This window comes from Arsenophonus endosymbiont of Apis mellifera, from assembly GCF_903968575.1.
Taxonomy (GTDB): domain Bacteria; phylum Pseudomonadota; class Gammaproteobacteria; order Enterobacterales; family Enterobacteriaceae; genus Arsenophonus; species Arsenophonus apicola.
The window spans coordinates 1-13994 of the sequence record NZ_CAJCFU010000048.1; the positions used below are offsets into that span (position 1 = coordinate 1).

Sequence of the window (13994 nt, forward strand, 5' to 3'; positions counted from 1 at the left end):
AGGGTATGGCTGTTCGCCATTTAAAGTGGTACGCGAGCTGGGTTTAGAACGTCGTGAGACAGTTCGGTCCCTATCTGTCGTGGGCGAAGGAAGATTGAGGGGGGCTGCTCCTAGTACGAGAGGACCGGAGTGGACGCACCACTGGTGTACAGGTTGTCATGCCAATGGCATCGCCTGGTAGCTAAGTGCGGAAGAGATAACCGCTGAAAGCATCTAAGCGGGAAACTTGCCTCAAGATGAGTCTTCCCTGACAGTAATGTCCTATAAGGGGTGTTCGAGACGAGGACGTAGATAGGCTGGGTGTGTAAGCGTAGCGATACGTTGAGCTAACCAGTACTAATGACCCGAGAGGCTTAACCTGACAACACCGAAGGTGTTTTGAGAAGAGAGAAGAGATTTTAGCTTGTTCAGAGATTGGTGCCTGTAAGCGGTTACGGCGCTAGAAGTCAACGGGCGAGATGGCCTGCGCATAGCGAGAGGCAGCCGAGATGAGCGCCCGAGGCAGTAGCGTAACGAAACAGGATAGCGAAAAAAGAATTTGTCTGGCGGTAATAGCGCGGTGGTGCCACCTGATCCCATGCCGAACTCAGAAGTGAAATGCCGTAGCGCCGATGGTAGTGTGGGGTCTCCCCATGTGAGAGTAGGGAGCTGCCAGACGTTAATTTAATGCTAATGGCTGAGGCCATTAGTGAAATAAATATGTGACAGGACAGTTTGGTTAGTCGTTGTTTATCTATAATTTTAATTATTAATTTGATGAATGCGCTATTTGAATGTTCGATAGAATATAAATAGAAAAGAATTTGCTTAGTAGCTATAGCGCGGTAGCTCCACCTGATCCCATGCCGAACTCAGAAGTGAAATGCCGTAGTGCCGATGGTAGTGTGGGGTCTCCCCATGTGAGAGTAGGGAACTGCTAAGCTTAAAATATCAAGGCCACCTATAAAGGTGGCTTTTCTATATAAATAATAAATCTATGTTAATGAATAATATATTTTATAGTTGAATTATATCTATTTTATCGACCATCTTTGTTAATATTTTTAGAGTTTATTATTGGTAATTGACTAATCTAACTAGAAATATTGATTGAATCCTTTTCTTCTAGTAATTTTTCAACAACACTAGGATCGGCTAAGGTTGATGTATCTCCTAAATTGTTTATATCACCAGTGGCAATCTTTCTTAGAATACGTCGCATAATTTTACCTGAGCGAGTTTTTGGTAAAGCATCAGTCCAATGAAGAATATCTGGTGTGGCTATTGGACCAATTTCTTTACGCACCCAATTGCGTACGTCATTATAAAGTTCTGTTGAAGGTTTTTCTCCATGATTTAATGTAATGTAGGCGTAAATTGCTTGTCCTTTAATATTATGTGGAACACCAACGACGGCAGCCTCAGCAATTTTAGGGAAGGCTACAAGTGCGGATTCGATTTCGGCTGTACCTAAACGATGGCCCGAAATATTTAAAACGTCGTCAACACGACCGGTTATCCAATAATAACCGTCTTCATCGCGGCGAGCACCGTCCCCACTGAAATACATACCTTTAAATAGTGAAAAATAGGTTTGTTCAAAGCGTTCATGGTCACCATAAATTGTTCTAGCTTGCCCTGGCCACGAATCCATGATGACAAGATTGCCTTCAGCAATACCTTCAAGTAAATTACCCAAGTTATCAATAAGCTCGGGCTTAATACCAAAAAAAGGTAATGTGGCAGATCCTGGTTTAAGTTCAGTAGCTCCCGGTAAAGGTAAAAGCATAAAACCGCCGGTTTCAGTTTGCCACCATGTATCAATAATAGGGCAATGGCTATTACCTATTTTTTTGTAGTACCATTCCCAAGCTTCTGGGTTAATAGGTTCACCGACATAGCCTAAAATTTTTAAAGAATTACGCTGGGTACCTTCAATAGCTTTATCACCTTCGGCCATCAAAGCACGTATTGCCGTTGGTGCAGTATATAAAATATTTACTTTATGTTTATCAATTACTTGGCTCATACGGTTTATACTTGGATAGTTAGGTACTCCTTCAAACATTAACGTAGTGGCGCCATTGGATAGAGGGCCATAAATTAAGTAACTATGACCTGTTATCCAACCTATATCAGCAGTACACCAATAAGTTTCTTTTGCCTGATAGTCAAAGGCGTATTTGAAAGTAAGAGAAATATAAACTAAATAGCCTCCAGTGGTGTGTAAAATGCCTTTTGGTTTACCTGTTGAACCTGAGGTATAAAGAATAAATAAAGGATCTTCTGCATTCATTTCTTCAGCAGGACAATCAGCGTTAAGCCCTTTAATAATTTCATGCCACCAGTGATCACGTTTTTGTTGCCAGTCGATTTGATTACCGGTTCGCTTAAAAACAATAACATTATTAATTGTTTTGACAGTCGGGTTTTTTAACGCTTCATCAACATTTTTTTTCAGCGGTATAGTACGATTTGCTCTTAACCCTTCATCTGCGGTAATAATAAGTTTAGCTTTACTGTCAGTAATGCGTCCTGCAATAGCTTCTGGTGAAAATCCAGCAAAGATAACAGAGTGAATAGCGCCAATGCGTGTGCATGCTAACATGGCGATAGCGGATTCAGGTATCATCGGCATATAAATGGCAACAACATCGCCTTTTTTGATGCCTAGTTTTTTTAACGCATTGGCAAATAGACAGACATCATGATGAAGTTGGCGGTAGGTTATATGATAAAATTGTGATGGGTCATCGCCTTCCCAAATGATTGCAGTTTGATCACCACGTAATTGTAAATGGCGATCTAGGCAGTTAGTACTTAAATTTAAAGTGCCGTCTTCAAACCATTGGATGTTAATGTGACCCGGGTCAAATGAAGTGTTTTTTACTTTGGTATAAGGTTTTATCCAATCAACGATTTGACCTTTTTCTCGCCAAAATGCGTCAGGATCTTCAAGTGATAATTGATAATCTTGTAAATACTGTTTTTTATTAATTAAGGTACGTGCGGCAATTTCAGTAGGAATGGGGTACTTGAATGTTGATATCATATTTTTCTTCTCCTCATTTGGGTTAATCATATGCTAAATAGCGATTAACTAACCCTATGTGTAAGAATTTGTTTTTTTTTTGTGTTAGTGATCACGTAAATGTTGCTGCTTCATTTTATTTTAATTGTTTGTTAATTAATTATTATGTTTAAATTCATTTAATTGATGTTTTTTATTGTAATTTTTATTTTGATGTAATTAATGAGTTGTTTTTTATAGATAATAAAAAACCTTAAAAAATGTATTGTTTATAATTGTTTTCAATATGATGGTAATCCTTGTAAAATAAGTATTGATTAAAACATTTATTTTATATTTCAGTAACAGGAGTTAATGAAAATGAGCTATACATTACCTTCCCTACCTTATGAATATGGGGCACTAGAGCCACATTTTGATGAAAGGACAATGAGGATCCATCATACCAAACATCACCAAACATATGTCAACAATACCAATGATGCTTTAAAAGATTTTCCTGAGCTTGCCAAACTTGATATATATGATTTAATTCAAAATTTAGATAAAGTGCCATCTGATAAGCGTACCTTTTTACGCAATAATGCAGGCGGGCATGCCAATCATAGTATGTTTTGGATTGGATTAAAAATTGGTACTGAACTAAAAGGTGAGCTGAAATCGGCAATTGAACGTGATTTTGATAGTGTAGAAAATTTTAAAGAAATCTTTGAAAAAGCGGCTGCAACTCGTTTCGGTTCTGGTTGGGCGTGGTTAGTCTTGAAATCGGATGGAAAACTGGCGGTTGTTTCGACAGCTAATCAAGATAATCCGTTAATGGGTGAGTCTATTTCCGGTGTTTCTGGTTATCCTATTTTAGGGCTTGATGTTTGGGAACATGCTTATTACCTTAAATATGAAAATCGTCGTCCTGAATATATTAAAGCTTTTTGGTCGGTTGTTAACTGGGATGAAGCTGCGAAACGTTTTGCGCAAAAAGTAAAATAACATTGACGATACCTGTTTGTTTCTTTTCAATGTTAGTGGTGCCAGATTACTTACTGGCCTACTAATATTTTTGGGATAACAATTAAAAATATAACAATAAAAATTACAAAACACTGTTAATTGTTTATATAATCAGTTGAAAAAAATAATTTCTTTTACTAAATATTGTTTCCTTGTTTGATAAATATATTAATAAAATAAAGATTTGCTCTTATTTTACTTTTCATTGTTATTAATTTTTATAAATAATTTATTCTTAGTGTCAATCTCCCACGTATTTTACGGGGAGAAGAGAGTTAATTTTTTATAGGATTAATAAAACCAATAGCATCATAAACTTTACTAAGCGTTATTTGAGCGCGAGCCTCTGCTTTGCTAGCACCTTCAGACATAATATCATTTAATAATTTTTCGTTATTACGAAATTCATCAAAACGACTTTGGATATTTATTAACATATCAGAAACAGCTTCAGCAACAGTGTTTTTAAGATCGCCATACATTTTTCCAGCAAATTGTTTTTCTATCTCCGAGGTAGATATAGCTGTTATGCCAGAAAGGATATCTATTAGATTAGAAATACCCGGTTTATTTTCTAAATCATAGTAAATTTGTGGTGGCTCGTCAGAGTCAGTGACAGCACGTTTTATCTTTTTAGCTGCTGATTTAGGATTTTCTAATAAGGTTATAACATTATTGCGATTATCGTCTGATTTTGACATCTTTTTTTGCGGTTCTTGTAGAGACATAACCCGCGCGCCTTTTTCCGGAATAAAGGGATCGGGTATAGTAAATATTTCACCATAGAGCGAATTAAAACGTTGAGCGATATCACGGCTTAATTCTAAATGTTGTTTTTGATCAATACCAACCGGGACTTGGTTTGTCTGGTAAAGTAAAATATCTGCAGCCATTAATACTGGATAATCAAATAATCCAGCATTAATATTTTCAGCATGACGGGTTGATTTGTCTTTAAATTGTGTCATGCGGCTTAATTCACCAAAATAGGTGTAACAGTTAAGGGCCCAGCTAAGTTGAGCATGTTGAGGAACATGGGATTGAACAAAAATAATACTTTTTTTAACATCGATACCGCAAGCTAGATATAAGGCTAATGTATCAAGCGTACGCTTTCTTAACTCTTTGGGATCTTGACGGACTGTAATGGCATGTTGATCAACAATACAATAAATACAGTCATATTTATCTTGCATGTGAACCCATTGACGTAATGCGCCAATATAGTTGCCGATGGTTAATTCCCCAGACGGTTGAGCCCCACTGAATACAATAGGTTTTTTGAGAGTATTAGTTGATTTTATTGGGGGTGTATTCATATTACGATTCCAGAATTTTCAAAGGTGGTAGTCCTAACGCAGGAAGTAGATCGGCAAAATTATCTAATACATAATCTGGTTTACTTAATGCGATAGATTCACCATAGTTATATCCATAAGTTAAACCCGCACAAGGACAGCCAGCCGCTTTAGCAGCTAAGATATCGTTATGAGAATCGCCGACAAATAATAATTGATTTTTATGTAGGCCAAATTTTCCCATTGTAAGATATAGTGGAGCCGGATGGGGTTTTTTCTCTTTTACGTCATTTCCCCCTAATATTAAAGAAAAATAAGAATTAATTGCTAATTTTTTTAATAAAGGGGCAATAAATGGTGTTGGTTTATTGGTGACGATTGCCATTGGAAAAGGTTGTTTGGCTAATTCTGCTAATGTTTCTTTTACTCCAGGAAAAAGCTGACTACCTGTTATGACTGTTGTTGCATAAATTTTATCAAATAGTTGATGAATATTATTTTTTATTTTTGGTGTAATTTTAATATTTGCCCAAGTTAATGCGCGTTCTATCATAATATCGACACCATTACCAACCCAAGTGGAAACAAGTTCTTTACCGGCAGCAGGTAATTGCTGATTAATTAAAGCATGATCTAAGGCATCAGCTAATCCGCCAACACTGTCGACTAATGTACCATCCAAATCAAATGCGATAGCTTGAATATCGGTTAATTTTTTTAATGTCATTAAATCGCCTCAGCTAATTTTTTACGCATAGCATCAATGACAGTTTTGTAATCTGGTTGATTAAAGATTGCAGAACCTGCGACAAAAGTGTCAGCGCCTGCATTTGCAACATTAATAATATTATTAACATTGATGCCACCATCAACTTCTAGGCGAATATTATAACCATTACTATCAATCATTTTACGAACTTGACGCAATTTATTTAGGGTTTGTGGAATAAAAGATTGCCCACCAAAACCAGGATTTACCGACATAATTAGGATCATATCTAATTTATCTATTACGTAATCTAAATAGTTCAATGGTGTTGCAGGATTAAACGCTAACCCGGCTTTACATCCGTTATCTTTAATTAATTGTAATGTGCGATCAATATGCTCGCTTGCTTCAGCGTGAAAGGTAATATAGGTTGCACCAGCTTTAGCAAAATCTGGGATCAGTCTATCTACTGGTTTTACCATCAAATGTACATCAATGGGAGCTTTAATACCATAATCGCGCAATGCTTTACATATCATTGGGCCGAAAGTTAAATTGGGGACATAATGGTTATCCATCACGTCAAAATGGACAATATCTGCTCCAGCTTTAATTACATTCTCAGTATCTTCACCTAAACATGCAAAATTTGCGGATAAAATAGAGGGGGCAATCAGAAAATCTTTCATTATTATCTCCGATTTGTTTTTTACCTTTTACTTTTTTTTATAAGTTGGATTATAGAATGCCAAAAGTTCGTCGACTTTTCTACGAGCAAGGCTATTGCGACTAATTGTTCTACGTACTTTAACAACATTTAGCTTGGCGTGATGATACCATTCTCTAGTCGCTGGTGTATCATGATTTGATATTAATACTGGTATTCCGCGTGTTGATGATAAGTGATAAGCGATTTGAGCCAGATTGTATTGTTCTTTGTTGCCAAAACTATTTGTATGATAGGCGGTAAAATTAGCTGTATCTGAAAGCGGTGTATAGGGTGGATCACAGTAAACAACAGCACTTTTATTTACTGATAGCAATGTTTCTTGATAGGTTTGGCAGATAAAAATAGCTTTTTGTGCTTTTTCAGCAAACCAATAGAGTTCATCTTCGGGAAAATAAGGTTTTTTATAACGACCAAATGGAACGTTAAATTCACCTTTTGAATTATAGCGACAAAGACCATTGTAGCAATGACGATTAAGATATAAAAATAGTTCACTACGGCGTTGAGAATTATTACATAGGTTAAATTCAGTTCGTAAACGGTAGTATTGCTCAGGCGTATTAAACTCAGAGTTAAAAAGCTTACGTGAATGCTGTACAAATGTATCAGCATGGTATTTTACGGTATTATATAAATTGATAAGATCATTATTAATGTCAGCTAGGATGTAAGCATTATAGTTGGTATTCAAAAATACTGAACCTGCCCCGACAAATGGCTCTACCAGACAATCACCTTCTGGTAGATATTTTTTAATTTCTTCTACCAGAAGATATTTACCGCCAGCCCATTTTAAAAAAGCGCGTTTTTTCTTCATGCCGCCAAATTTTATCTAAATGTTCCAGAGTTTTTGGTATATCTCTGTTTAGGACAGCATATTTGCGCCTAATAATTCTTTATTTTTGATCTTGCTTAACTTGCTGAAATTTTCTAACCCAGGGTTTTTTTTCCTGCACAGAAGTGGGCAAAGTTGAAATTGCGTTTTTTGCTTCACTGACTGAGTGGTAATTACCATGGATAAGAACATACCACGGTTGTCCATTACGTACGGTCTTATAGATTTTATAATTAGTTAAGCGATTTTTTTTAGCAAATGCTTCTAGGGAGTCTGAACGGCTAGCACTACTTAATTGTAGGGTGTAATTACTTGCTGGGGCTGATAATAAATCACCACTATGGTTTGTATGTGTTCGAACTATAGGTTTTGTTTTTGTTTCAGGATTAGTTTTAACTGGTTCAACGATTTTAGGTGGTGTAGTCGAAGGAAGTATTGTTGATGTTGAATTTTCAACCAATTGTTGCTTTGTAGTCGGCAATGTTTGGCCCTGCCGTAAAGCATCAACAACGTCACCAGGAATTTCAATACGTTTACCTTGCCCTTGGTTAGCTGGAGGCAACGTTCCTTCAGTTGGGGTATCACTAATTGAAGGCATAGTTACGTTTTGTGGTTGGTTTTGTTCTTGAGATATAGAAGACTCATTTGACAGAGTTGTTGATTTAGAAATATCAATGTTACGTTCATTATTTGTTACAGAGTTATGTTCTTTCTCATGATTAGTTGGTGCTTTAAGTGCTGAGCTAATCGCGATAATGAGTAATAATAGAACCAAAACAGCGATACCTATCATGACATGTTGCCGAGAAGCTAGATGATGTTTAGATCCTTGTTGACGTGAACGTAATACAGGCCTATCTGAAGTATCTGGCCGGAAGTTACTTTGATCTTGAGGATCTCTTTCTGGTTTAAACTCGTCCATTTCCCCTCCCTTTAAGGTGAATGACCTCATATCATGGATAAAGATGATTTTTTGTGCAGTTTGATTCTAAAATATGGATATTTATTATAGTGTCACTATAGCTATCTTGCTATCTCAATCACGGTTTAATCTGCATATAGGCATTGCTTAATTGCTTTTAAAACAATCTCATGGCTTATATTAGAGTATAATTCTGCATTACCAATAGATTTAGGTAGCACCAGATTAAGTTGATTATTAACTACTTTTTTATCTCTCATCATGTGAGGTAAATAAGCTTCAGCAGCCATTTTTGCTGGTCCTTTAGTGGGAAGATTTGCTTGCCTCAGTAAGTTTAAAATGCGTTGAGTATCATTATTATCAAATTGGCCGATTAACTCTGCAGTTTTTGCAGCCATCACGATACCTGCAGCAACTGCCTCGCCATGTAGCCAGCAACCATAGCCTAATTCAGTTTCAATAGCATGACCAAAGGTATGTCCTAAGTTCAATAATGCACGTTTTCCATTAATTTCTTTTTCATCTATGGCGATGATTTCTGCTTTTAGTTCACAGCAACGCCGGATGCAATAACTTATTGTTTTTTCGTCAAACTCAAATAGTTTACTAATGTTTTTTTCTAACCAACAAAAAAAATCATAATCTAGAATAATTCCATATTTAATAATTTCTGCTAAGCCTGAAGAGAACTGACGTGCTGGTAATGTTTTTAGACTATCTAAATCAATAATAACCGATATAGGTTGATAGAAAGCACCAATCATATTTTTACCTAACGGATGATTGACAGCTGTTTTTCCTCCAACAGATGAGTCAATTTGAGATAGAAGTGAGGTTGGTGCTTGGATAAAACGAACGCCTCTTTGGTAGCAGGCGGCAGCAAATCCTGTCAAGTCACCAATAACTCCGCCCCCAAGGGCAATAAGAGTGGTGCTTCGAGGATGATTTTTTTCCAATAAAGCAGTGAAGACGGTATCAAGAATAGCTAATGTTTTGTACTGTTCTCCATCAGGTAGAATGATCTCATTAACTTTGACGCCCATTTTTGTAAGAGTAGTTTTTACTCTTGTAGAATAAAGGGAATGTAGCGTTTTGTTCGTTACAATCATCGCGTAATCGCCACTTTTAAGCGGCAAAAATGCGTCAGGTGAGTTAAGTAAACCAAAGGCGATGCTAATAGGGTAACTCCGTTCACCAAGTGTAACTGTCAATTTTTCCATATTGATTTTACCTTTATGGCATGTCAATCAGTCATTCATGTTGATTTATTGAAATCAAGTATTTTCTAATAATCCAATGATTTGGTTAGCAACCACTTTTGCACTTTGATCGTCGGTATGAATAGTAATGTCTGCGATTTCTTCATAAAGTGGATTACGTTCATGAGCGAGTTTTTCTAAAACTTCACGAGCAGGCTGATCTACTTGCAATAAAGGTCTTTTTTTATCGCGTTGTGTTCGTGCCATTTGTTTTTCAATCGTTGTTTCAAGATAAACGACCACCCCGCGAGCAGACAAACGGTTACGTGTTTCTTTTGATTTTACCGATCCTCCCCCTGTTGCTAGGACAATTCCTTGTTTTTCTGTAAGCTCATTGATGATTTTTTCTTCACGTTCCCGAAAACCTTCTTCGCCTTCCAAATCAAATACCCAACTCACATCAGCACCAGTACGTCGTTCAATTTCTTGATCGGAATCAAAAAACTCCATACTAAGTTGCTGCGCTAGCTGGCGACCAATAGTACTTTTTCCGGCGCCCATAGGCCCAACCAGAAAGATATTACGTTTCTCTGCCATGTTTTTGGTATTACTAAGATTATTCGTTAATGATAACCCGCCCCGCCAATCAAATTAGCAACGGGACCTATAATTGAAACCTCATGAGTATTGACACCTTTTCTTGCATATAAAAGCAAAAAAATCCCAAATACATTCAGTTTTTTCTGAATTATATCGGAGGGCCTGTTTTTGGAACATAACTGATAGCAGTATTTCTTCACAGGTTTAAAATCCCAAATGTCTCGTAATACGTAATATACAGTATTACAAAGCTCAAGTATTCGTCTTTAAGTTTGTTTGCGCACTAAGTTTAACATCAATCAATTTGAAAACCACGTCGATATCTAAACGGAAAGCGTATTATTTGCTGCCGATTATGAATGATATTAAATTGGATATAAAAATTATCGCAATAGATTAGCTAAAAATGCAACTTTAATCGTACATATAAAGGTTTTATCATCGAGTGTACGCACTTACATTGTTTATTTCGCCAAATATTTAACTTTGTAAGCTAAATCTTTCTTATCGTCAAATTTATAATCCATTATTCACAATAATCGGATGATTTTTGCTCTTTTTAGCGCCTTTTAGTATGAAGTTATATTATAAAAAATAATTATTGGTTACTATATTTTATTAAATATTAATTAATTGAGGTGTTATAAATATGACTAATTCTCTGTGATAAGTTTGTTTTCCATCTTTGGTGAATAACTGGCCAAAGAAAGGAATTTCTGCTAGGTAAGGAATTTTTTGTTGTTGATTGTTTTTTTTCTGTTGGAAAATTCCACCTAAAATAAGTGTTTCTCCATGATTAATCGTAACTTGCGTTGATATTTCTTGTTTATTAATAGCAATATGTTGGTAAGTATTTGCTAGTAGAGTAGTATTGGGGCTATTTTGACTAATTTTTAGCGATAGACGAACTTTACCTCCTCGTAAAATGGTAGGCTTAACTTCCATTCCTAGTATTGCTTCTTTAAATTTTATCTGACTTTTTTTATTACTTTGAATGATATAAGGAATTTCTGTGCCTTGCTTAATGCTGGCCGATTGGTTATGAGAGGCCATCAATCTGGGGCTGGCAATGATAGATAGTTGATTTTCTTGTTCTAAAGCACTCAATTCCAGTGACAATAAGTGACTTTTAATTTTGGCAATATTGAAAGCGATATGTGGAATTGAAGATGGTGTTGGTTGATGAATATTCAGCCTGCTAATTCCGACTTGGTTCATTTTATCGGCACTGAGTTCCCAAAAGATACCTAGTTCATATAAAGCCTCTCGACTTGTATTGATAATATAGGCTGTGATTTGTACTTGTTGTTGTGGAATATCAATTTTTTTTAGCCAGGATTGAAGCCGTTCAATGTGTCTCTGAGTATCTTCAAAAATTAAGTTATTGGTCTGTTTATCGGCGAAAACTTTTCCTTTTTTGGTGAGTAAGGGGGGATTTTTTTGTGAAAGTTGAGATGCTAATAATTCTGCTTCAGCATATTGCAGGGGGTAAGTTAGATAATGTATATCACTCTTTTCTTCAGGTATTGGTAATGTATGAGTAACATTGTTTTCAATAATTTCTTCTATTTTTGGCGGGGTAAAGGGTTCTCTGGCGGCTATAGCATTAACGCTAAATAATGTTATTAATACTACAATTAATATTAAATTAAGTAAATTCATTATGTTAGACTTTTTGTTATGGATGAGAGAATGAATTCGCAATATAAGTTATTTTTTTGGGTGTTATTTTTAGCTGATGAATAAGGAGGAGTGGATGGGTTTTTTGTAAGTTTTCGACAAAGGCAATTAATTGATAATAGCTTGTTAAAATTGTGAAATAGTAATCTACACGATTATTTTGATTTTGTTGTTGCCAATAGATGAGTTTTTCACCTGAAGTAGGTAGCGGAAAATTAAATTGAGCAGAAACCAGAGAAGATGTCGGTATTGAAGTAAGTAAGTCTGTTATTTGTTGTTTCTTTTTGTTTAGCAGAGTTTTTAATTTGTTTTTTGTTATGTTTTGTATAAGTTGTATTTTTAATATATTGATATGTTGTCTGTTGTTTTTCCGTTGTTGATTCATTTCATTAATGATTAAAGAATGTTTTGACCAATAAAAAATAAAGAAAAAGAGAAAAATTAAAAAAAGCGTTAACCATTGTGGGATAAGCTGTTTCCATAATGGCCTGTAAAACCATTCATATATTTTATTTTTTATCATATTGTTCCTCCGAACGTAGCCAGTTTGCATTTAATGTGGTTTTTTGAATATTCTGTGAGGTTAGTTGTATTGTTTCTAATTGGATTTGAGTTACTAACTTTTGCTCGGTTAATTGGCGCATGGACGATAAAATTTCATGATAATCATGGCTATTTGCTTCAATTATTAATTTATCTCCTTGGCTTGAAAGCCCTTCTAACCAACTACCTGTTGGCAGAATATTTGGAATTTGTTTTAGTAAATAAAGTTGTCGTTTGTTGTGGTTAGCGATTTAAATTAACGTATTGAGTTGTTGAGTTAATTGATCAAGTTGCTGTCGCTGTTGCTTAATGTTAGCAAGTTGTTGTTCAATGGCAGCAATTTCTATTTTTTCATTATCAAGTAAATATTGTTAATGAAGGTATTGCTGTTTATGTCTATCAAATATAAAAAACAGAATTATTAGTAAACTTGAAATTTGTATAAAAAAGAGAGATAACCAATCATAATGGCGTTGTTTGAGGCGTTTTTTCTGCCATGGCAGAAAATTGACTTGATAAATCATTTATCTACCTCACGAAGGGCTAAACCTGCGGCGATCGCAAAATTATGGAAATCTTTTGGTAACTTGATAGAGTAATATTGAAAAGAATCTAACAGAGACCAAGTGGAAAAATGATGATGCTTTATATCGTTACCGAGGTAAAAAATAGTATTAGGTTGTTGTTGGGTTTCTTTAGGTAGTAATAATACTAGTTTTTCTATAGAGTCTACCTCAGTTATCTCAAGTGGCTGGTAGTGTATTGATTGATATAAAGGGCCAGCACATATCCACTCTTGTTGTCGCCGATAAATAAGCCAAGTGTTATCAGTAATAGAGGCTTTGTGTGCTAAGTAACGAAGGGCATTAGGAGATATATCGATGACAGAAAGTGAAAAACCTACTTCATGCAATAATTCAGACCAAAAAACAATATCACTACGTCTAGTCGCACAAAGGTAAATTTGCTTTTGATAAATACGATAATCCAGAACAAGCTCACTGATATCCATAGGAAATAGGGTTTCAGCTTTACTATGGACCAGCCAGCCAATTTCTGGTTCAGTTAGTGTTATTTTTTCGGGTAAAAGGAAGTGAGATTTTAGGATTTGTAATGTCGATAAAGAGAATCTTGCATCACAATTGTTAGGTAGTTTTTTGCACCATTGTTGCAGGATATTTTTTAGCGTGGTTATACGAATATTTTGGGTTTCAGTATCTTGGGTTTTAATTATTGGTAAAGAATGTTGCCAACATTCGCGAAGTTGCCAGCCATGTCTGTGTCGAGTAGCAGCCACAAGTTGAATTTTATTATGATGTATATCAAGGCCAATCTGCCATTTGTGTAAAAGCATAGACGATTTCCCTATTGTTAATGTATAAAATTCCATATTCAAAGTATTTTCGAACATTTATACTAAGTATTCATTGTTTATAAACCACCCAATAAATCGTAAATGG

General features: G+C 35.5%; 13 protein-coding genes and 3 rRNA genes. 4 read left to right on the forward strand and 12 right to left on the reverse strand.

The genetic code is table 11. The features are described 5' to 3' along the window. From H1X92_RS05980 to rrf (H1X92_RS05990), 3 genes are all read left to right on the forward strand, one after another. Nucleotides 1-361 (forward strand): 23S ribosomal RNA (locus H1X92_RS05980); the annotation flags it as partial. Nucleotides 362-541: 180 nt separating this feature from the next. Further along, nucleotides 542-657: ribosomal RNA gene (rrf, locus tag H1X92_RS05985) — 5S ribosomal RNA — on the forward strand. A 149-nt stretch (nt 658-806) separates the two neighbouring features. Further along, nucleotides 807-922 (forward strand): 5S ribosomal RNA (gene rrf / locus H1X92_RS05990). Nucleotides 923-1072: 150 nt separating this feature from the next. Here rrf (H1X92_RS05990) and acs read toward each other — a convergent pair. Further along, nucleotides 1073-3031 (reverse strand): acetate--CoA ligase, encoded by a 1959-nt coding sequence (gene acs / locus H1X92_RS05995; protein ID WP_180559295.1) that lies wholly within the window; start codon nt 3029-3031, stop codon nt 1073-1075. A 339-nt stretch (nt 3032-3370) separates the two neighbouring features. On the opposite strand from acs, the gene sodA reads away from it, so the two are divergent. Beyond that, complete coding sequence (gene sodA, locus H1X92_RS06000; RefSeq protein WP_180559296.1) at nt 3371-3997, forward strand: superoxide dismutase [Mn]; 627 nt, start codon at nt 3371-3373, stop codon at nt 3995-3997. Between the two features lie 296 nt (nt 3998-4293). Here the strand turns inward: sodA and trpS are convergent, their stop codons facing one another. The 11 genes from trpS to pilM form a co-directional block, all read right to left on the reverse strand. Continuing rightward, nucleotides 4294-5337 (reverse strand): tryptophan--tRNA ligase, encoded by a 1044-nt coding sequence (trpS, locus tag H1X92_RS06005; protein ID WP_180559297.1) that lies wholly within the window; start codon nt 5335-5337, stop codon nt 4294-4296. 1 nt (nt 5338) lies between these two features. Next, on the reverse strand, nt 5339-6043 hold the full coding sequence (locus H1X92_RS06010) for a phosphoglycolate phosphatase (RefSeq protein ID WP_180559298.1): 705 nt from the start codon (nt 6041-6043) through the stop codon (nt 5339-5341). Then, nucleotides 6043-6714 (reverse strand): ribulose-phosphate 3-epimerase, encoded by a 672-nt coding sequence (rpe, locus tag H1X92_RS06015; protein ID WP_180559299.1) that lies wholly within the window; start codon nt 6712-6714, stop codon nt 6043-6045. Before rpe ends, H1X92_RS06010 begins: the two co-directional genes overlap by 1 nt. Before the next feature lie 27 nt (nt 6715-6741). Then, entirely contained in the window at nt 6742-7572 is an 831-nt protein-coding gene (gene dam, locus H1X92_RS06020; RefSeq protein WP_180559300.1) for an adenine-specific DNA-methyltransferase, read from the reverse strand. Nucleotides 7573-7651: 79 nt separating this feature from the next. After that, nucleotides 7652-8512: an SPOR domain-containing protein gene (locus H1X92_RS06025; protein WP_180559301.1), complete on the reverse strand. Its 861-nt coding sequence runs from the start codon at nt 8510-8512 to the stop codon at nt 7652-7654. A gap of 125 nt (nt 8513-8637) precedes the next feature. Next, nucleotides 8638-9732, reverse strand: a complete 1095-nt coding sequence (gene aroB, locus H1X92_RS06030) for a 3-dehydroquinate synthase (RefSeq protein ID WP_180559302.1) — start codon at nt 9730-9732, stop codon at nt 8638-8640. A gap of 54 nt (nt 9733-9786) precedes the next feature. Continuing rightward, nucleotides 9787-10308, reverse strand: coding sequence for a shikimate kinase AroK (aroK, locus tag H1X92_RS06035; protein WP_026823190.1), 522 nt, complete (start codon nt 10306-10308; stop codon nt 9787-9789). A gap of 621 nt (nt 10309-10929) precedes the next feature. Beyond that, nucleotides 10930-11973 carry a secretin N-terminal domain-containing protein gene (locus H1X92_RS06040; protein ID WP_180559303.1) on the reverse strand — a complete coding sequence of 348 codons (1044 nt, stop codon included), beginning with the start codon at nt 11971-11973 and terminating at the stop codon, nt 10930-10932. A gap of 16 nt (nt 11974-11989) precedes the next feature. Then, complete coding sequence (locus H1X92_RS06045; RefSeq protein ID WP_180559304.1) at nt 11990-12514, reverse strand: hypothetical protein; 525 nt, start codon at nt 12512-12514, stop codon at nt 11990-11992. Then, complete coding sequence (locus tag H1X92_RS16225; protein WP_180559325.1) at nt 12501-12785, reverse strand: PilN domain-containing protein; 285 nt, start codon at nt 12783-12785, stop codon at nt 12501-12503. Before H1X92_RS16225 ends, H1X92_RS06045 begins: the two co-directional genes overlap by 14 nt. Nucleotides 12786-13054: 269 nt before the next feature. Then, nucleotides 13055-13888 carry a pilus assembly protein PilM gene (pilM, locus tag H1X92_RS06055; RefSeq protein WP_180559305.1) on the reverse strand — a complete coding sequence of 278 codons (834 nt, stop codon included), beginning with the start codon at nt 13886-13888 and terminating at the stop codon, nt 13055-13057. Nucleotides 13889-13994: the final 106 nt, after the last annotated feature.

Coding starts and splice junctions, on each gene's coding strand:
- pilM (WP_180559305.1), bottom strand. CDS start 13,888: ATGCTTTTACACAAATGGCAGATTGGCCTTGATATACATCATAATAAA.
- H1X92_RS06025 (WP_180559301.1), bottom strand. CDS start 8,512: ATGGACGAGTTTAAACCAGAAAGAGATCCTCAAGATCAAAGTAACTTC.
- H1X92_RS06045 (WP_180559304.1), bottom strand. CDS start 12,514: ATGATAAAAAATAAAATATATGAATGGTTTTACAGGCCATTATGGAAA.
- aroB (WP_180559302.1), bottom strand. CDS start 9,732: ATGGAAAAATTGACAGTTACACTTGGTGAACGGAGTTACCCTATTAGC.
- sodA (WP_180559296.1), top strand. CDS start 3,371: ATGAGCTATACATTACCTTCCCTACCTTATGAATATGGGGCACTAGAG.
- rpe (WP_180559299.1), bottom strand. CDS start 6,714: ATGAAAGATTTTCTGATTGCCCCCTCTATTTTATCCGCAAATTTTGCA.
- dam (WP_180559300.1), bottom strand. CDS start 7,572: ATGAAGAAAAAACGCGCTTTTTTAAAATGGGCTGGCGGTAAATATCTT.
- trpS (WP_180559297.1), bottom strand. CDS start 5,337: ATGAATACACCCCCAATAAAATCAACTAATACTCTCAAAAAACCTATT.
- H1X92_RS06040 (WP_180559303.1), bottom strand. CDS start 11,973: ATGAATTTACTTAATTTAATATTAATTGTAGTATTAATAACATTATTT.
- aroK (WP_026823190.1), bottom strand. CDS start 10,308: ATGGCAGAGAAACGTAATATCTTTCTGGTTGGGCCTATGGGCGCCGGA.
- acs (WP_180559295.1), bottom strand. CDS start 3,031: ATGATATCAACATTCAAGTACCCCATTCCTACTGAAATTGCCGCACGT.
- H1X92_RS06010 (WP_180559298.1), bottom strand. CDS start 6,043: ATGACATTAAAAAAATTAACCGATATTCAAGCTATCGCATTTGATTTG.